Genomic DNA, 17,282 nt, shown 5'->3' with positions numbered 1-17,282 from the left:
GGGTGTTCCCCGGAACGGGGGCGTCGACGGTGACGTGCGTCACGGTGTTTCGCGGGTCCGGGTCCAGGTCAGCAGCTGCTCCAGCGTCCAGGTGGTGACGACACGCTCCGGCGGCACCCCGCACTCCTCGGCCCGCGCGCACCCGTAGATCTGCCAGTCGAGCTGTCCGGGCGCGTGCGCGTCGGTGTCCAGGGAGAACAGGACACCCGCCTCGACGGCCCGGCGCAGCAGCCGGCGCGGCGGGTCGAGGCGCTCCGGACGGCTGTTGATCTCGACGGCCGTGCCGGACTCCGCGCAGGCCGCGAAGACGGCGTCCGCGTCGAACGCGGACTCGGGCCGGCCGCGGCCCGTGATCAGCCGGCCCGTGCAGTGGCCGAGGATGTCCGCGTGCGGATTGCGCACGGCGGCGACCATCCGGCGGGTCATCGGCCCCGCGTCCATGCGCAGCTTGGAGTGCACGGACACGACCACCACGTCCAGTTGCTCCAGCAGCTCCGGCTCCTGGTCGAGCGATCCGTCGTCGAGGATGTCGCACTCGATGCCGGTGAGCAGCCGGAAGGGTGCCCAGCGTTCGTTGAGGGCGGCGACGACGGCCAGCTGCTCGCGCAGCCGCTCCGGCGACAGGCCGTTCGCCACGGTCAGCCGGGGCGAGTGGTCGGTGAGCGCCGCCCACGAGTGGCCGAGCCGTGCCGCCGTGCGCCCCATCTCCTCGATCGTGCTGCCGCCGTCCGACCAGTCGGAGTGCAGATGGCAGTCCCCGCGCAGCAGCTGCCGCAGGCCCTCACCGCCCTCGGTGAGCGGCCCCGAGGTCTCCCGTTCCGCCTTCTCCAGGTAGCCGGGCACCTCGCCGGCCAGCGCCTCCCGCACCACCTGCGCGGTCTTGGGGCCGATGCCCTTCAGCGACTCCAGCGTCCCGTTCGCGGCGCGCTCGCGCACCTCGTCGGCGGGCAGCCCGGCCAGCAGGGTCCGCGCGGTACGAAAGGCCCGTACGCGATAGGTGGGTGCCAGGCTCCGCTCCAGCAGGAACGCGATCCGGTCCAGGGCCTCGACGGGGTCCATCGGCACTCCTCCCTGCGGTCGCGCCGGCCGCCGCGCGCTTCCCCCAGCGTTGCCCAGTCGTCGCCGGACCGCACGGCGGATGTCCGGGGCGGGTCCGGCACCGGGCTCACGGGCTGCCCGGGCCGGTGCCGCTTGCGGGTCTCACCCGGCCGGGTGAGCGCCCGGATGCCGGCCGCCGCGTCCGCGCCGGGCCGGACCTGCGACGGACCCCCGGCACGTTGCCGCTGACCAGCGGGAAGAGCGGAAACCCCCTTACGCTCTAGTCATGACCGAAAGCGCGAGCCCTCACATCTCCCACCCACGGATCATGGTGCTCGGGGTGCAGCCGGGCACGCCGCCGTTCCGGATCATGGAGATCGACGGCGAGATGGTGGGCGAGGCGAAGGCGATCACGGACGTCCTGGAGTACGCGGCGGCGTACGGCATCACGGTCGACGATCTCGACGATCCCGACGTGGTCCGCTGGGTCGGCGGCGACAAACTCACCTGGCATCCGCGCTGAGGCGGTCGCGGCCGGGCGAAAGGGCCCGGCAGGGGTGACCGTGCCGGGCCCTTCACCGTCCGTACGGCGGTCGCTCAGCCGGTCGTCCACTTCTGGTTGGCGCCGCCGCTGCACGTCCAGATCTGCAGCCGGGTGCCGTTGGCCGGGTTGTTGCCCGTGACGTCCAGGCATTTGTTCGCCTGCGGATTCACGATGTCGTGGGCCGCGGTGACCGTCCATTTCTGGTTGGGTCCGCCGGTGCAGTCCCAGAGCTGGACCGTCGAGCCGTCCGCCGTTCCGTTGCCCGTGACGTCCAGGCACTTGCCGAGCGCGCGGATCGTGCCGTCGGCGGACACCGTCCACTGCTGGGCGCCCGTGCCGTTGCAGTCGTAGAGCTGTACGGGTGTTCCGTTGGCGGAGTTGGCGGCGGCCACGTCCACGCACTTGCCCGCGAGGCCCTTGATCGGGCCGGCGGTGCCGCCCGAGCCGTCGCTCGTGGTCACCTTCACCTCGTCGACGACGAGTTGCTGCGGGAAGGAGGTGGAGCCGTCGGGGTCGCCGGGCCAGTATCCGCCGACCGCGAGGTTCAGGATCAGGAAGAACGGCTTGTTGAACACCCAGGTGTTGCCGCCCAGATCGGCGGGTGTGCGCCGCTGGTAGACCGTGCCGTCCACCGACCAGGTGATCGAGTTCGGTGCCCAGTCGACCGCGAAGGTGTGGAAGGCGTCCGCGAAGGCCTGACCGTTCGGGAGGGAGTATCCGGCGCCGATGCCGGCGGAGCCGGAGTAGCCGGGACCGTGGATCGTGCCGTGCACGGTGGACGGCTCGAAGCCGACGTTCTCCATGACGTCGATCTCGCCGGAGTTCGGCCAGCCGACCTGCCCGATGTCGCTGCCGAGCATCCAGAACGCCGGCCACATGCCCTGTCCGCGCGGGATCTTGATCCGGGCCTCGACATGGCCGTACGTCGACGTGAACTTCCCGGAGGTGTTCATCCGGGCCGAGGTGTACTGGCATGTGCCGTACCAGCACTGGTAGTTGGCCGGATTCTCCTTGCGGGCCGTGATCACGAGATGGCCCTGGCCGTCCAGCGCGGCGTTCTTGTTGCCCGAGGTGTAGTACTGCCGCTCGTGGTTGTTGACGTTGTCGCCGGTCTCCAGCTGCCACTTGGAGGAGTCGACGGCGGAGCCGGCCGGACCGTCGAAGGTGTCCTGGAACGTCACGGCCGCCGCGGCCGCCGCCGGGCCCGCGTGGGCGGGAGCGGCGACGGCCGAGGCGGAGGCGACGAGCGCGGCGGACAGTACGGCCAGCAGACATCGGCGGAGCAGGCGTGGGGAGTCCATGACTCTCATTTCCGTACGGCCGCCCGTGACGGGTGAGCCGACTGAGGTGGGGGGTCCATGCTTCGCCTCTTGATTTAAGGAGTGAGGTAACGGCGTGTCAATACTCTGGTACGGACCAGCAGTTGGCGTCGCCTCAGACGGTGGAGCGCTTCTTCCTCGGGTGGACGGCCCGGCCGAGACGCCGGCCCAGCAGGAGGTAACCCACCAGCGCGCCGGTCGTGTTGAGGATGACGTCGTCGATGTCGAAGGAGCGGCCGGTGATGAGGGCTCCCTGGACGAGTTCGACCAGGAGCATGACCGTCGCCGTGAGGGCGACGACGCGCAGGATGCCGCGGGTCTTCGGGAACACCACCGGCATCAGCACGCCGAAGGGCACCCCGAGCAGGAGGTTCCCGCCGATCTGCTTGACGGCGTCACGCAGCTCGGGCTGGTCGAGATAGGCCCGCAGGGAGTCCCCGGGGTGAAGATTGTTGTGGATCAGCTCCGTGGACGCGGGCGAGGGCTCCAGCGTCAGCCGGGCCAGTACGACGGCGAACGCCACCATGGCCGCGAACGCGACCAGCATGGCCAGGAACCGGAAGGGCAGCGCCAGGGCACTCGTCTCCCGGGCCGGGGCCGGATCCGGCGTGCGCGCCGGCCTCCTGCGGCCGAAGGGCGACCACGAGCTCTTCTCCGGCTTGTTCCGGTCCGCCTTCGACGCCGCCTTGTCCCGGCCGGCCTTCGACGCGGACCTGCTCCGCTCGCTCTTCGGCGCGGGCTTCCCGTCCGATCCGGACTTAGGTGCCGGTTTGCCCCGGCCGGCCTTCGCGGCACGTGCGCGCAACGCGGTGCGGACCATGAGTCCCTCCCCTTTTCAACTGCCCTCTGGTGCAGCCCGCTTACCCCCGGCCGGGCCGAGAATGCCCGGCATCTCGGCCCGGGGGAGGACTTTGCGACAGGAGAGGGGCGTTCCTCGGGCGTCCCTCAGGCGTTCTTCGCCTTCGCGTAGTCGGTGGCCATGCCTCCCGCGAAGTCGTACACGATCACCTGTTCGTCGCCCACGACCCAGGCGTCGTGTCCGGGCGGGCAGACGAAGACGTCTCCGGGACCCACCTCGCCCTCTCCGCCGTCGTCCATGACGAGGTGCATGCGTCCCTGGACCACATAACCGTTGTGGTGGATCTCGCAGGTCTTCGTTCCGGCGATCGGGCCGACCGACTCGGACCAGCGCCAGCCCGGCTCGAAGGTTCCCACGGCGAAGTCGAGCCCGCTCATGTGGACCGCTTCGAGGTGGCCCCGCGGGAAGTCGCGTCGCTCGTCGGGCTTGTCCACCGTCTTGATCTCCAGCATGACGGCTTCCTTCCGTTGCCTTCCTCCATCGTCCGCCCGTCCCGAGGGGGCTGTCATCCGGAGTCGTCCGGGGGACCGCGGCCCCGACGGACGCGGGCGCCGGGCAGGGCCGCGTGCCCGTACCCGGCGCCCGCGGCTCGGCCCGGACCGGGGCTCGGCCCGGACCGGGGCTCCGCCCGGCCTGGTGCCGCGCCCGGACTCAGGTCCCGTAGACGACCGTCACGTCCGTGAAGCCGAGCGAGCGCAGCAGGCCCTCCAGCATGCCGGTGGTGTTCTCCTCGGCCCGAGCGGTGAGGCGGCTGTCCTTCGCGGCGTCGCCGATGTGCCGGGCCGCGAGGCGCTGGACGGCCCGCTCGTCGTTCGGGTTGTCCGAGAAGACGTCACCGAGCCGGTCGAGGAGACCGCGCTGCTTGGAGACGGCGTAGGAGTGGTCGGGGTCGAGGGCGGGTTTGCCCAGGGCCGCGTGCGGCAGACGGAGCGTGGCCGACGTGCGGTCGTCGTTGACCGTCACGTCCTTCTGGCCGACCCGCCCGAGATCGACATAGGCGTCGACGGTGCCGGCTCCCACGTACAGCGTGCGGGTGCCGCGGATCGCGTCGGGCAGGTACTTCGCGTCCTTCTCCAGGTCCACGACCACCTGGAAGTTGCCCGACGCGGCGTCGTAACGGCTCATGTCCTGAATGGACTTGAGCAGTGCGGGGCCCGAGTTGTCGTGGGTCTCCGTGCCGAACACATCGCGCAGCCCCGGCAGAACGGCCAGCCGCAGCCCGGCGAACAGCACCACGAGCACCAGCACGAAGGCGGAGACGACCTTCGCCCAGCCGGGCATGCGCTTGATGGACGTCGTCATGTAGACGGTCCTCCTTTCGACTGTCCGTCTACCCCGCAAGTCCGCCGACAGGCCGCCGGGCCGGCGTCGTGGCCGCCACGGCACTCCGTGGGCCGATCCGCAACCGGAAAACCCCCGGTCGTAGGCCCGAAGGGTGCCCAGTAGCATGAGGTGCGCACTCCGGGCCGATCTTGCGCCCGGCGACGCGATCCGGTTCGACCATGCGAGGAGCGGACGTGCGTGACATCGCCGTGTTCAGCGGTAGTGCCCATCCAGAGCTCGCGGCCGAGCTCTGTGCCCACCTCGGTGTGCCCCTCAGCCCGACCCGTGTCAGCCGGTTCGCCAACGACTGCCTGGAGGTCCAGCTCCAGGCCAACTGCCGCGAGCGCGATGTCTTCCTGGTGCAGCCCCTCGTCACTCCGGTGCAGGAACACCTGGTCGAACTGCTGATGATGTGCGACGCGGCGCGAGGCGCCTCCGCCGGGCGGATCACCGTGGTCATGCCCCATTATTCGTATGCGCGTTCGGACAAGAAGGACATGCCGCGGATCTCCCTGGGCGGCCGGCTCGTGGCGGATCTGCTCGTGGCGGCCGGGGCGAGCCGGGTCCTCGCGATGACCCTGCACTCTCCGCAGGTGCACGGCTTCTTCTCGGTGCCCGTGGATCATCTGCACGCCCTGCGCGAACTCGCCGCGCACTTCCGGGCGAACGACCTGTCGCGCACGACGGTGGTCTCGCCCGATCTCGGCAACGCCAAGGAGGCAGCCGCGTTCGCGCGACTGATCGGCGCCCAGGTGGCCGCCGGCGCCAAACAGCGGTTCGCCGACGACCAGGTCAGCATCAGCTCGGTCATCGGCGAGATCTCCGGGCGCGACGTCATCGTGCTGGACGACGAGATAGCCAAGGGCAGTACGGTCCTCGAACTCCTGGACCGGCTGCGCGAGTTGGGTCCCAGATCGATCAGGGTCGCCTGCACCCACGGGCTGTTCGCGGCGGGAGCCCTCAAACGGCTCAGTGAGCAGCCCGACGTACTGGAGATCGTCTGCACGAACACCGTGCCGGTCCCGGACGAGGAGTACACCGAGAAGCTGAGCGTCCTGTCCATCGCCCCGGCCCTCGCCGAGGCGGTGCGGCGCATTCACAACGGAGAGTCCGTCAGCGCCCTGTTCGACGCGCCCCGGAACCAATAGACAGGAGGGAGCGGACCTTCCCTCCCCACCGCTCGGTCACCAGGAGCGGCCGCCGTGCCCGGCCGGGAAGCCGCGGAGCAACGCTCGGCGTCACCCAGGCGATCAGGAGGGCTCGCAGTGGCCAAGGCGAAATTCGAGCGGACCAAGCCGCACGTGAACATCGGCACCATCGGGCACATCGACCATGGCAAGACGACCCTGACGGCGGCCGTCACCAAGGTGCTGCACGACCGCTTCCCCGATCTCAACCCCTTCACCCCGTTCGACCAGATCGACAAGGCGCCCGAGGAACGGCAGCGCGGCATCACGATCTCGATCGCCCATGTCGAGTACCAGACGGAGAACCGGCACTACGCGCACGTCGACTGCCCGGGGCACGCGGACTACATCAAGAACATGATCACGGGGGCCGCGCAGATGGACGGCGCGATCCTCGTCGTCGCGGCGACCGACGGCCCGATGCCGCAGACGAAGGAGCACGTCCTGCTGGCCCGGCAGGTCGGCGTCCCGTACATCGTGGTCGCGCTCAACAAGACCGACATGGTGGACGACGAGGAGATCCTGGAACTCGTCGAACTCGAGGTGCGCGAACTGCTCACCGAGTACGAGTTCCCGGGCGACGACGTCCCGGTCGTCAGGGTCTCCGCGCTCAAGGCGCTGGAGGGCGACCCGCGGTGGAGCGCGACGATCCTCGAACTCCTCGCGGCCGTCGACGCGTTCGTGCCGGAACCGGTGCGTGATGTGGACCGGCCGTTCCTGCTCCCGATCGAGGACGTCTTCACCATCACGGGCCGCGGCACGGTCGTCACCGGGCGCATCGAGCGCGGGGTGCTGAAGGTGCACAGCGAGGTCGAGATCATCGGCATCCACGAGCAGAAGACCCGGACCACCGTCACCGGCGTCGAGATGTTCCGCAAGCTCCTCGACGAGGGCCGGGCGGGCGAGAACGTCGGACTGCTGCTGCGGGGGGTCAAGCGCGAGGACGTCGAGCGGGGACAGGTCGTGATCAAGCCGGGTTCGGTGACCCCGCACACCCGGTTCGAGGCGCGCGCCTACATCCTCTCCAAGGACGAGGGCGGCAGGCACACGCCGTTCTTCGACAACTACCGCCCGCAGTTCTACTTCCGCACGACGGACGTGACGGGAGTCGTGACCCTGCCCAGGGGCACGGAGATGGTCATGCCGGGCGACAACACCACCATGGAGGTGGAGTTGATCCAGCCGATCGCGATGGAGGAAGGGCTGAAGTTCGCCATCCGCGAGGGCGGCCGGACGGTCGGCGCCGGGCAGGTCACGACGATCCGGGAGTAGGCGCGGCCGCGTCCGAGGGACTTCCCGGCAGGTCCGGGGCGGCCCCCGGACGGCTCAGTGCCGCCTCCAGCGAGGCCGAGGGCGGAAGGATCCGCGAGAGCCCGGTCAGCCGGAACATGCGCAGTGCCATCGGATGGACGCAGACCAGGTGCAGCCGTCCGCCCCGGTCGAGGACGCGGCGCCTGGCGCGGTACAGCAGCCGCAGGCCCGAGCAGTCGAAGAACTCGACGCACCGCAGGTCGATCACGACCTGCGGTGCGGGATCCGCGGTGACCTCGTCGAGGAGCGGGGTGATCTCCGTCGTGGCGAGCAGGTCGATCTCCCCGTGCAGTTCCAGCACCACATGACCGTGGTCCTGGTGGATCCGCAGATGCCGGGTGCACGGCGCGAAATCGCTCGCCACGCGGACATCACCTCCAGCCGGCTGTCGGCCCGCTCCCGGTGGAACGGGAGCGGGCTCACCGGAGGCCGGGGCGACGAAACGTCAAGCGATCACTGGACGGGCCCGGGCACCGGCTCGATGTAAAACCGTTTCCTGCCCTGCAAGTTACCCTCGTTGAGGTGAATTCCAGCATGTTCGATTGACATATGCCTCAGCTGTGTGGGGTCAGTCGACGACCAGGACGAGCTTCCCGCTGGTCCGGCCCGTGTCGCCCAGGGCGTGTGCCTTGGCGGCCTCGGCGAGCGGGAAGGTCTCGGCGACGGTGGCGCGCAACGCGCCCTTCTCGACGAGATCCGCGACCGCCTTCATGCCCGTCCGGTCGGCGTCGACGAGCATCCGCACCGCCCGGACCCCGAGCCGTTCGGCCTCCTCGTAGAACGCGTCGGACCCGACCGGCAGGATGGAGACGACGATGCCTCCGGGGCGCAGCACCCGCAGCGAGCGCTGTCCCGTCTCGCCGCCGATGGTGTCCAGGACGACATCGACGTCGCGCACGGTCTCGGCGAAGTCGACGCTGGTGTAGTCGACCGGCTCGTCCACGCCGATGGACCGCAGGAAGTCGTGCTTGCCCGCGCTGGCGGTGCCGATCACGTACGCGCCGAGGGACTTCGCGATCTGCACGGCGACGTGGCCGACCCCGCCGGCCGCCGCGTGGATCAGCACGCGCTGGCCCGGCCGTACGTCGGCCCGCTCGGTCAGTGCCTGCCAGGCGGTCAGGGAGACCAGCGGAAGGGCCGCGGCCTGGGTGTGGTCGATGACGGACGGCTTGTGGGTGAAGGCCCGTGCCGGACCGGTCACGTACTCGGCGTGCGAGCCGTGGCCGAAGGGGTAGGGCAGCATGCCGAAGACCTCGTCCCCGGGCTGGAAGGCGGCGACGCCGATCCCGGTCGCCTCGACCACGCCGGAGACGTCCCAGCCGAGGACGAAGGGCGGCTCGCCGAGGAACCCGCCGTTCTCGCGGTGCTTCCAGTCGGTCGGGTTGACGCCCGCGGCCCGTACCCGGACCAGGATCTCGTTCGGTCGCGGCGAGGGCCGCTCCAGGGTGACTTCCTCAAGGACCTCGGGACCGCCGAGGACGGTCTGGCTGATGGCTCGCATCGTGTTCACAGTGCTCATGGCGAACCAGCCTGCCCGGAGCCGCCCGAGCAGAAAATGGCATGATTGCCAACCTTCGATAAGATCGTGCCATGCGGACAAAGGCGCGGACAGCGGCGAGGGAAACGGCGAGGGAAGCGGTGCGGAAGACGGAGCGGGCAGGCCGGACGGGGTGTGCGGAGCGAGGGGAGCCGGTGGAGCGCGTGGAGCGTGTCGTGGTCCTGGCACTCGACGGCGTCTATCCCTTCGAACTGGGCATGCCGAGCCGGATCCTCGGCGCGGCGGACGGCCGCTACGAGGTCCTGACCTGCACCCTCGACGGCGGGCCGGTCCGTACCGACGCCGACTTCTCCATCACCGTGGGCCACGGTCCCGAGGTCCTGCGCACGGCGGACACGGTGGTGATCGCCGCCGTCACCCCGGCCGCGCTCCCCGTCGGCCGCCCCGACGAGGTCGCCGCCGCCCTCGCGTACATCCGCCCGGGAACGCGCATGGTCTCCATCTGCACGGGCGCGTTCGTCCTGGCCGCCGCCGGTCTGCTGGACGGGCGCCCGGCGACCACGCACTGGCATGTGGCCGACGCGTTCCGGCGCCTGTTCCCGCGGGTCGACCTGGACCCGGACGTCCTGTTCGTGGACGACGGCGACATCCTCACCTCGGCCGGAGCCGCGTCCGGCATCGACGTCTGCCTGCACATCGTCCGGCGTGACCACGGCAGCGAACTGGCCAACAAGGTGGCCCGCAGCTGTGTGGTCCCGCCGCTGCGCGAGGGCGGCCAGGCCCAGTTCATCGAGCAGCCCGTGCCGGAACCCTCGACGGCGAGCACCGCCGCCACCCGCGACTGGGCGCTCGCGCGCCTCGGCGACCCGCTGACCCTGACCGATCTCGCCGCCCACGCCGGAATGAGCCTGCGCACCTTCGCCCGCCGCTTCAACGACGAGGTGGGCCTCAGCCCAGGCCGCTGGCTCATCCAGCAGCGGCTCTCCCGGGCCCGCCATCTGCTGGAGGCCAGCGATCTGCCCGTGGACCGGATCGCGGGCGAGGTCGGATTCGCGACGGGGGCCTCACTGCGCCAGCACCTCCAGGCGACGATCGGCGTCTCGCCCCAGACCTACCGCCGCACCTTCCAGACCACGCACTGACCCCGCGGGGCCGGGCCGCGCCGGTCACGCGCCGTCCCCCGGACGACCGGCCGCGCGAGTCAGCCCGAGGACCGGCGAACGAACCTCCGCACCACCGCGTCGTAGGAGCACGAGCGACGGGTGGAGGAGCAGTGGTGGGGACGCGCAGCGGGATCGTGGCCGCGATGGTGCTGGTGGGGTTCGCGGCGGTGGCGTGCGGCGGGGACGGGCACGAGGGGGTGGTGGTGACCGGCTCCGCCCCCGCCACCCCGTACACCGGACCGCTGGACCTTCCGTACACGGCGGAGGGCGACGGGGACGCGCAGGAGAGTTCGGGTGCGGCGGGCCGGGCCCTGGAGTGCGACGGCGCGATCCGGGCGGGCGACGCGGGCGACGTGTGGAGCAAGGGCGACGGGGGGTCGACGCCCGAGGAGGGGCTGAAGGCGTACTTCGAGATCTACCAGCCCGAACTGCCGGAGCGGGGCTACCGGGTGGAGCGCTCCGAAGGGGATCGCGTCCTGTTCTCGTACGACGTCGGGGGCAGGACCAAGGTCGCCGTCGTCGTCGCCAAGGACCAGCCGCGGCGCCCGGGTTGGGGCCCGGAGACCAGCGCGTCCTGCGACCCCTCCGAGTTCCCGGCGAGCTGGACGAAGGCGCAGGGGTACGAGATCTGGACCGACCGGGACGGCCGGCGCGTGCCGACCACCGAGGTGAGCAGTTCGGTCGGTCCCGCGCACTGCGACTGGCAGAGCGCGCACTTCCTCGACCTGGGCCGGTACGGCCGTCAGTACGCGCGCGATCCGCACCGGGTCCTCCCGGACGGGGCACTCACCGCCGCCTATGACGGAGACGTCCGCATGCCCGCCGACGCCCGCGACACCGGCTACCGCTACGGCGACCGGAGGCTGTGGCTGACGCCGGACAGGTCCACGGCGTACATCAAGACCTCCGACGGAGTGGAGGCGTGGCCGGCCACGGCCTCGCACTTCGGCTGCAAGTGAGGCGCCGACCGGGCCGGCCGACGGTCGGCCCGGCGCGTCACCTGCTCGTGTGCAGGGCGACGAGGAGCTGCCAGACCTCGTCCGCGACGGTGTCCGGGGTGCCCTCCAGCAGGCCGTGCAGCCAGTCCGCGAGGACGCCCGCGAAGGTGGCGGCCACCGCGGAGGCGACGAGGGGGGCGTCCGGGGCACCGGCCAGGGTGCGCTCGGCCAGGCTGCGGGCCCGCAGGTCGCGGTGGAGCACGAGGCCAAGCGGCCCGCCGCCGCCCGGGGAGAGCAGCGCGCGGTAGAGACCGGCGTGCGGGACGAGTCCGGTGAAGAAGGCGCGCAGCGCGGGGGGCGCGGACACCGGGTCGGGCCGGCCGCGCCAGGCGTGCAGCGCCTCCACCGCCTCGCGCACGACATCGGCGCACGCGTCGACCGCCAGGGCCTCCAGGTCGGCGTAGTGCATGTAGAAGGTGGCCCGGCCGACCCCGGCCCGCCGCACCAGCGCGGCGACGCCGGTCTCCTCCAACGGGTGTTCGGCGCACTCCTCCAGCAGTGCCTGCCGCAGCTTCGCGCGCGTCCGGGCGGCGCGCGGGTCGTCGGGCGTCATCCGGCGAGCAGGACGGCTGCCAGGGCGAGCGCCCCCGGCAGCGCCTGGGCGAAGAGGATGCGGCGGTTCGCGGTGACCGATCCGTACACGCCCGCGACCACGACACAGCACAGGAAGAAGACCTGCGCGTCGTGCCCGGTCGGGTCCGCCGCGATCAGTCCCCACACCAGTCCGGCGGCGAGGAATCCGTTGTAGAGCCCCTGGTTCGCGGCGAGCGGTGCGGTCGCCCGCACCATCGGAGCGTCGAACCCGTGCAGCCCCCGGCCGGGCTTCTTCTCCCACAGGAACATCTCCAGCACCAGGATGTACAGGTGCAGCGCGGCCACCAGCCCCACCAGCACGTTCGCGACCGTTTCCATCGTCGGCGGACTCCCTCTGTGATCGTCATTTCCCAGACAGGTGTCCAGAATAACAGGACACCTGTCTGGGAAGCTTCCGGATCCTCTCTGGGGTTGTCGTGCGCTTCGCCGGGGTAACGATGGCTCCGGTTTCCTTTGCGGGGAGGGGAGTTGGCATGGCGCGCAGCCTCGGTCCGAGGGGGCGGAGGGAGCGCGAGATGCTGGCCGCGTTCCGGCGGGGGGACTGGTTCGAGGACAGGGGTCCCGTACGGGCATCCGTCGTCCGCGGGCTCCTGCTGGCGCCGCCGGCGGCCGGGACGGCCCAGCCGCCACGGCTGCGGCTCAGGGGCGTGACGATCACCGGCACCCTCGATCTCGCCGAGACCGTCGTCGCCGGGACCCTGCGACTCCATGACTGCCGCTTCGAGCAGGCTCCGTGTCTCGACGGTGCCTCGCTGGGCGGCCTGGAGATGCGAGGCTGCCGGCTGCCCGGTCTGTCCGCGGCGGGCCTCACGACCGGCTGGAAGTGCGAGATCTCCGGGTGCCGGGTGACCGGCCCCATCGATCTCTACGGCGCCTCGATCGGCGGCAGCCTGCACCTGGAGAACAGCCACCTGGCGGGACGGGGCGAGCGACGAGGTGAGGCGGCGCTGCAACTGCTGTGCGCCACGGTGGGAGGGGACATCCAGGCGGGCACCGGACTGCGCGTCGACGGCTGCACCGACCTGCGGGACACCTCGGTGCGGGGCACGGTCGTCCTCAAGCGTGCCCAGCTGATCAACCCGGACGGGACGGCGCTCAACGCCAAACGGCTCCACGTCGGTGGTGACCTCAACTGCCGCGCCGGGCTGGCCGCCGAGGGAACGGTCGACCTCCGCGATGCCCAGGTCGGCGGTGGCGTCCTCTTCGAACAGGCCTCGATCACCGCGGCGCACGGCCCGGCCCTGCGGGCCCACGGCATGGCGGTCGGCGCGGAGTTCAACTGCTGCGACGGGTTCGCCGCCCACGGCAGGATCAGCATCAGCAGTGTCACCGTGCGCAGCCGCATCAGCTTCGCGGACGCCGTCATCGACGTACCGCCCGGCACGCCGGCGCTCACCTGCCGCCGCTCCACGGCGTTCGAACTCGTCCTGGCCCCACGCGAGTCCATCAAGGGCGTGGTCGACCTCAGCCACACCCGGCTGACCCTCCTGCGCGGCGGGCCGGACGCGTGGCCGGACGCCACACGGCTGGACGGCATGGTCTACGACGGCCTGCTTCCCCGGCTCCCCGCGGCCCAGCGGCTTCCGCTGCTCGCTCGCGACCCGGAGGGCTTCACCCCGCAGCCGTACGAACAACTCGCCACGGCCTACCGGCTGCACGGGCACGACTCCGACGCCCGCACCGTGCTGCTCGCCGAACAACGTCACCGCCGCACCACTCTGGCGTGGCCGGGGCGGACATGGAGCCTGCTCCAGGATCTGACCGTCGGTTACGGCTATCGCCCGCTGCGGGCCGTGTGGTGGCTGTGCGCGATCGTGCTGAGCGGGATCCTGATGTTCACGCGCTGGCCCCCGCAGGCGGTCGACCCGGGCAAACCGCCCCGGTTCCAGGCCGCCATCTACACCTTCGATCTCGTGGTGCCGCTGGTCGACTTCGGGCAGGAGGAGGCGTTCCGCCCCAGCGGCGGACTGCAGTGGGCGGCCGTCGTCCTCGTCTGCCTCGGCTGGCTGCTCGCCACGACCGCCGCCGCGGGCGCCAACCGCATGCTGCGCAGGTCGTGACGCGCCCGCACCCGACAGCCGTCTCCCGGAGCCGGGGTCGGCCCCCGGACCCCGGGCCGGGCTTCCGGGCACGTGGGCGTGGATACGGGTATCCACGCCCACGTGCTCCAGGTGCCCGCTTCGAGACGGCGGGCCTCAGGCGTCCGGCGCCGCGTACACGCGTTCCCCTCCCACGTAGGTGAGCGCGACCCCGGTCTCCTTGATCGCCTCCGGTGGTCCCGCGAAGGGGTCGCGGTCCAGGACGACGAGGTCCGCGAGGGCGCCCGCACGCAGGGTTCCGGTGTCGTCGAGGTGGTTCGCGTACGCCGTCCCGGCGGTGTACGCCGTCAACGCGGCTGTCAGGTCCAGGCGTTCGGCCGGCAGGAACACCGGCCCGGGCTCGTCCGGGCTCACCCGGTTGACCGCGACATGGATGCCCTGGAGCGGATCGGGGCTGCTGACCGGCCAGTCGCTGCCCGCCGCCAGCCGCGCGCCGGAGCGCAGCAGCGAACCGAACGGGTACTGCCAGGAGGCCCGTTCGGGGCCGAGGAAGGGAATGGTCAGCTCGTCCATCTGCGGTTCGTGGGCGGCCCACAGCGGCTGGATGTTGGCCGTGGCGCCGAGCGCCGCGAAGCGGGGGACGTCGTCGGGGTGCACGACCTGGAGGTGCGCCAGATGCGGCCGGGTGTCGCTCGGCCCGTTCGCCTTCCGCGCCGCCTCCACGGCGTCCAGGGCGTGGCGTACGGCGCCGTCGCCGAGCGCGTGGAAGTGGCACTGGAATCCGAGCGCGTCCAACTCGGTCACGTAGGCGGGCAGATGAGCCGGGTCGATGAAGCTCTTGCCCCGGTTCGACGTGGCGCAGCCGCACTTGTCGAGGTAGGGGTCGAGCAGCGCGGCGGTGCCGTTCTCCGCGACCCCGTCCAGCATCAGCTTCACGCTGGTGGCCCGGAACCTGCCGTGCCGCAACGCGGCCCGCCGCTCGACGAGTTCGGGGATCTGCTCGGCGCCGCGCGCCCGGTCCCACCACAGCGCGCCGACCACGCGCGCGGTCAGCGAACCGTCACGGGCCGCCGCCATGTACGCCTCCGACGGATCCTCCATGCCGAGGAAGGATCCGACGATCGCGTCCTGCCAGGCGGTGATGCCCAGCGCGTGCAGATGCCGCTGCGCGTGCAGCAGCGCGGCGAGCCGGTCGGCCGGCGTGGCCGGGGGAGTGAGCCGGCCGACCGCCTGCATGGCTCCCTCCTGCAGCATGCCGGTGGGCTCGCCCGACGCGTCCCGCTCGAAGCGTCCGTCCGCCGGATCGGGCGTGTCCCGCGTGACGCCGGCGAGTTCGAGGGCGCGGCTGTTGACCCAGGCGCCGTGATGGTCCCGGTTCGGCAGATACACCGGCCGGTCCGGCACGACCGCGTCCAGGAGTTCCTTCGTGGGAGTGCCGCCCGCGAACGCCTCCATGGACCAGCCGCCGCCCGTGATCCACTCCCGCTCGGGGTGGGCCTCGGCGTACGCGCGGACGGCGGCCACGGTGTCCTTCGCCGTCTTCGCGCCGGTGAGATCGCACTGGGAGAGTTCCAGGCCCGCCGGGACCGGGTGGACGTGCGCGTCCTGGAACCCGGGCAGCAGCAGCCGCCCGGCGAGGTCGACGACCTCGGTGCCGGGGCCGATCAGATCGTGGACCTCGGCGTTCCCGACGGCGGTGATCCGCTCGCCGGTGACGGCCACCGCGGTCGCGGTGCGGCCGTCGGGGGTGAACACCGGGCCGCCGGTGAAGAGTAGGTCAGCGTGCATGGTTCCGTTTCCTTGTCCGGATCGCCGGAGGCGTTCAGTTGGGGGTGGCCAGGAGCTGGGGCGCGTCGGCGTCGGTACCCCGTCCGGTGGTGAAGTACGCGGACTTGCGCACCCACTTGGCCCAGGCGCCGGCCACGAAGCCCGAGACGATCATGAGGGTCGGGGTGAGCAGCAGGAACCAGCCGTTGTCCGCGCTGACCTCGAAATGATCGGCCGAGTCGTAGAAGGACCAGGCGAGATAGCCGGCGAGGCCGAGCAGCGCCACGGCGCTCAGGGCGGGCAGGACGACCGCGCGTATCCCGTCCCGCGGGTTCTCGCGCAGCAGCCCGCGGAACCGGGCGGCCGCCGCGAGGGCGATGAGCGCGTAGGACATGGCCACGACGATCCCGACGGCGTTGACCGTCGCCATGATCATGTCGGCGAGGCGGGGAATCACCAGCGAGAGCGCCGCCACCGCGACGGCCATCGCGCCGATGAGCAGCGTGCCGGCCGCCGGAGTCCCGTACTTGGCACTGACCCTGGACCACACGGGCCCGAGCGTACGGTCGCGGCTCATCGCGAACATGCCGCGCGCCGTCGGGATCACACCGGCCTGGAGCGAGGCGACCGCCGAGAACATCAGCGCCACCAGGGGCAGCGCGGCCAGCGGCTGGTCGGCGAGCCGGTTCCCGAGGAAGGCCAGCCCCTCGGCGCCGTGCCCGGCGAGCTCGTCCTCGGACAGCACCCGCTGGAAGGCCACCGAGCCGAGCAGGAACAGCCCGAGCATCGTCACCAGCGTGATGGTCCCGGCCCGCGAGGCGTCCCGGGGATCGCGCACCTCCTCGTTCACGGTGAACGCCGCCTCGAAGCCCCAGTAACAGAACACCGACAGCAGCAGGCCCTGCGCCAGAGCCGTCGCCGACGGGATCTGGAACGGGTCGAACCAGCTGAGGCTGAAGGGGTGCGGACCGCTCACGATGCCGTATCCGCAAAAGCCCAGCAGGACGACGTACTCGAAGACCAGCAGTCCGGCCTGGAGCCGTGCCGCCGTCCTGACGCCGGTCACCGCGGTGAGCGTGACGGCGACGAGGACGAGGACGCCCACGGCCGTGGTCTGGGCGGTCGAGCCCGGATCGAGCTCCAGCCCCGCCACCTCGTGCAGGCCCGCCTGGCCCGCGAGCTGGATCATCGCCGAACCGGTCACCGCCGTCGTGTACGCGAGGAACGCCACGGTGGCCACGATGCTCACCCAGCCGACCAGGAAGCCCAGCCAGGGACTGAGCGAACGGCCCACCCACACATAGCCGTTGCCCGCGTTCGGCTCGACCTTGTTCAGCCGGGAGAAGGCGCCCGCGATCCCGAGGATCGGGACGAAGGCCAGCAGCATGATCGCGGGCAGATGCAGCCCGACCACCCCTGCCGTCACCCCGAGGCCGATCCCGATGCTGGTGGTCGCCGCCGTGCTGGACGCGGCGATGGCGACACCGTCCAGAACGCCCAGCGTCTTGCGCAAGGACGGGGGATCCACACCGTACGACTTCTGCGTCATGGCCTGCTCCGATCGCACCCGGGGCCTGGTTCCGGCCCGATGACCGGAAATGAAACTGCCCGGGGACTTAACAGGTCAACGGCGTTGACATAA

At 71.4% G+C, this 17,282-nt stretch carries 17 protein-coding genes; 6 read left to right on the top strand and 11 right to left on the bottom strand.

What is annotated here, in order from left to right:
- Positions 1 to 39: 39 nt before the first annotated feature.
- The gene (locus ACFYYF_RS03350; RefSeq protein WP_388770894.1) at positions 40 to 1,059 is read right to left on the bottom strand and encodes a PHP domain-containing protein; all 1,020 of its coding nucleotides are present in this window, start codon (positions 1,057 to 1,059) and stop codon (positions 40 to 42) included.
- 265 nt (positions 1,060 to 1,324) lie between these two features.
- Between ACFYYF_RS03350 and ACFYYF_RS03345 the strand changes: the two genes are divergently transcribed.
- Positions 1,325 to 1,561, top strand: a complete 237-nt coding sequence (locus tag ACFYYF_RS03345) for a hypothetical protein (protein WP_361675434.1) — start codon at positions 1,325 to 1,327, stop codon at positions 1,559 to 1,561.
- A gap of 74 nt (positions 1,562 to 1,635) precedes the next feature.
- Here ACFYYF_RS03345 and ACFYYF_RS03340 read toward each other — a convergent pair whose 3' ends face one another.
- From ACFYYF_RS03340 to ACFYYF_RS03325, 4 genes are all read right to left on the bottom strand, one after another.
- Positions 1,636 to 2,883, bottom strand: coding sequence for a ricin-type beta-trefoil lectin domain protein (locus ACFYYF_RS03340; RefSeq protein WP_388770891.1), 1,248 nt, complete (start codon positions 2,881 to 2,883; stop codon positions 1,636 to 1,638).
- 133 nt (positions 2,884 to 3,016) lie between these two features.
- Positions 3,017 to 3,721 carry a VanZ family protein gene (locus ACFYYF_RS03335; RefSeq protein ID WP_388770889.1) on the bottom strand — a complete coding sequence of 235 codons (705 nt, stop codon included), beginning with the start codon at positions 3,719 to 3,721 and terminating at the stop codon, positions 3,017 to 3,019.
- A gap of 125 nt (positions 3,722 to 3,846) precedes the next feature.
- Entirely contained in the window at positions 3,847 to 4,212 is a 366-nt protein-coding gene (locus ACFYYF_RS03330) for a cupin domain-containing protein (protein ID WP_361675428.1), read from the bottom strand.
- Positions 4,213 to 4,411: 199 nt separating this feature from the next.
- A complete protein-coding gene (locus ACFYYF_RS03325; RefSeq protein ID WP_388770886.1) occupies positions 4,412 to 5,062 on the bottom strand; it encodes a DUF4230 domain-containing protein in 651 nt (216 codons plus the stop codon).
- Between the two features lie 215 nt (positions 5,063 to 5,277).
- On the opposite strand from ACFYYF_RS03325, the gene ACFYYF_RS03320 reads away from it, so the two are divergent.
- Both ACFYYF_RS03320 and tuf read left to right on the top strand, forming a co-directional pair.
- A complete protein-coding gene (locus ACFYYF_RS03320; RefSeq protein WP_361675423.1) occupies positions 5,278 to 6,231 on the top strand; it encodes a ribose-phosphate pyrophosphokinase in 954 nt (317 codons plus the stop codon).
- Positions 6,232 to 6,348: 117 nt separating this feature from the next.
- A complete protein-coding gene (tuf, locus tag ACFYYF_RS03315; protein WP_388770883.1) occupies positions 6,349 to 7,542 on the top strand; it encodes an elongation factor Tu in 1,194 nt (397 codons plus the stop codon).
- Here the strand turns inward: tuf and ACFYYF_RS03310 are convergent.
- Together ACFYYF_RS03310 and ACFYYF_RS03305 are read right to left on the bottom strand one after the other, a co-directional pair.
- Complete coding sequence (locus tag ACFYYF_RS03310) at positions 7,523 to 7,945, bottom strand: anti-sigma factor antagonist (RefSeq protein WP_388770880.1); 423 nt, start codon at positions 7,943 to 7,945, stop codon at positions 7,523 to 7,525. The two genes, tuf and ACFYYF_RS03310, sit on opposite strands and share 20 nt — an antisense overlap.
- A gap of 204 nt (positions 7,946 to 8,149) precedes the next feature.
- Positions 8,150 to 9,100, bottom strand: coding sequence for an NADP-dependent oxidoreductase (locus tag ACFYYF_RS03305; protein WP_388770877.1), 951 nt, complete (start codon positions 9,098 to 9,100; stop codon positions 8,150 to 8,152).
- Between the two features lie 173 nt (positions 9,101 to 9,273).
- On the opposite strand from ACFYYF_RS03305, the gene ACFYYF_RS03300 reads away from it, so the two are divergent.
- Positions 9,274 to 10,221: a GlxA family transcriptional regulator gene (locus tag ACFYYF_RS03300; RefSeq protein WP_388770875.1), complete on the top strand. Its 948-nt coding sequence runs from the start codon at positions 9,274 to 9,276 to the stop codon at positions 10,219 to 10,221.
- 164 nt (positions 10,222 to 10,385) lie between these two features.
- Positions 10,386 to 11,201: a hypothetical protein gene (locus tag ACFYYF_RS03295; protein ID WP_388771543.1), complete on the top strand. Its 816-nt coding sequence runs from the start codon at positions 10,386 to 10,388 to the stop codon at positions 11,199 to 11,201.
- Between the two features lie 37 nt (positions 11,202 to 11,238).
- Here the strand turns inward: ACFYYF_RS03295 and ACFYYF_RS03290 are convergent, their stop codons facing one another.
- Positions 11,239 to 11,793, bottom strand: coding sequence for a TetR/AcrR family transcriptional regulator (locus tag ACFYYF_RS03290; protein ID WP_361675407.1), 555 nt, complete (start codon positions 11,791 to 11,793; stop codon positions 11,239 to 11,241).
- Positions 11,790 to 12,152, bottom strand: a complete 363-nt coding sequence (locus ACFYYF_RS03285; RefSeq protein ID WP_388770872.1) for a DUF1304 domain-containing protein — start codon at positions 12,150 to 12,152, stop codon at positions 11,790 to 11,792. The genes ACFYYF_RS03290 and ACFYYF_RS03285 overlap by 4 nt, the downstream gene beginning before the upstream one ends.
- 155 nt (positions 12,153 to 12,307) lie before the next feature.
- On the opposite strand from ACFYYF_RS03285, the gene ACFYYF_RS03280 reads away from it, so the two are divergent.
- Positions 12,308 to 13,894, top strand: a complete 1,587-nt coding sequence (locus ACFYYF_RS03280) for an oxidoreductase (RefSeq protein WP_388770869.1) — start codon at positions 12,308 to 12,310, stop codon at positions 13,892 to 13,894.
- A gap of 135 nt (positions 13,895 to 14,029) precedes the next feature.
- On the opposite strand, the gene ACFYYF_RS03275 is transcribed toward ACFYYF_RS03280, so the two are convergent.
- Positions 14,030 to 15,661: an amidohydrolase gene (locus tag ACFYYF_RS03275; protein ID WP_388770867.1), complete on the bottom strand. Its 1,632-nt coding sequence runs from the start codon at positions 15,659 to 15,661 to the stop codon at positions 14,030 to 14,032.
- Positions 15,662 to 15,695: 34 nt separating this feature from the next.
- Complete coding sequence (locus ACFYYF_RS03270; protein ID WP_388770865.1) at positions 15,696 to 17,189, bottom strand: APC family permease; 1,494 nt, start codon at positions 17,187 to 17,189, stop codon at positions 15,696 to 15,698.
- Positions 17,190 to 17,282: the final 93 nt, after the last annotated feature.

Origin of the sequence: Streptomyces sp. NPDC001914, from assembly GCF_042891215.1 — a bacterium.
Taxonomy (GTDB): Bacteria; Actinomycetota; Actinomycetes; order Streptomycetales; family Streptomycetaceae; genus Streptomyces.
Note: the sequence above shows the minus strand (reverse complement) of the source record. Positions and strands in the feature narration are given on the sequence as shown.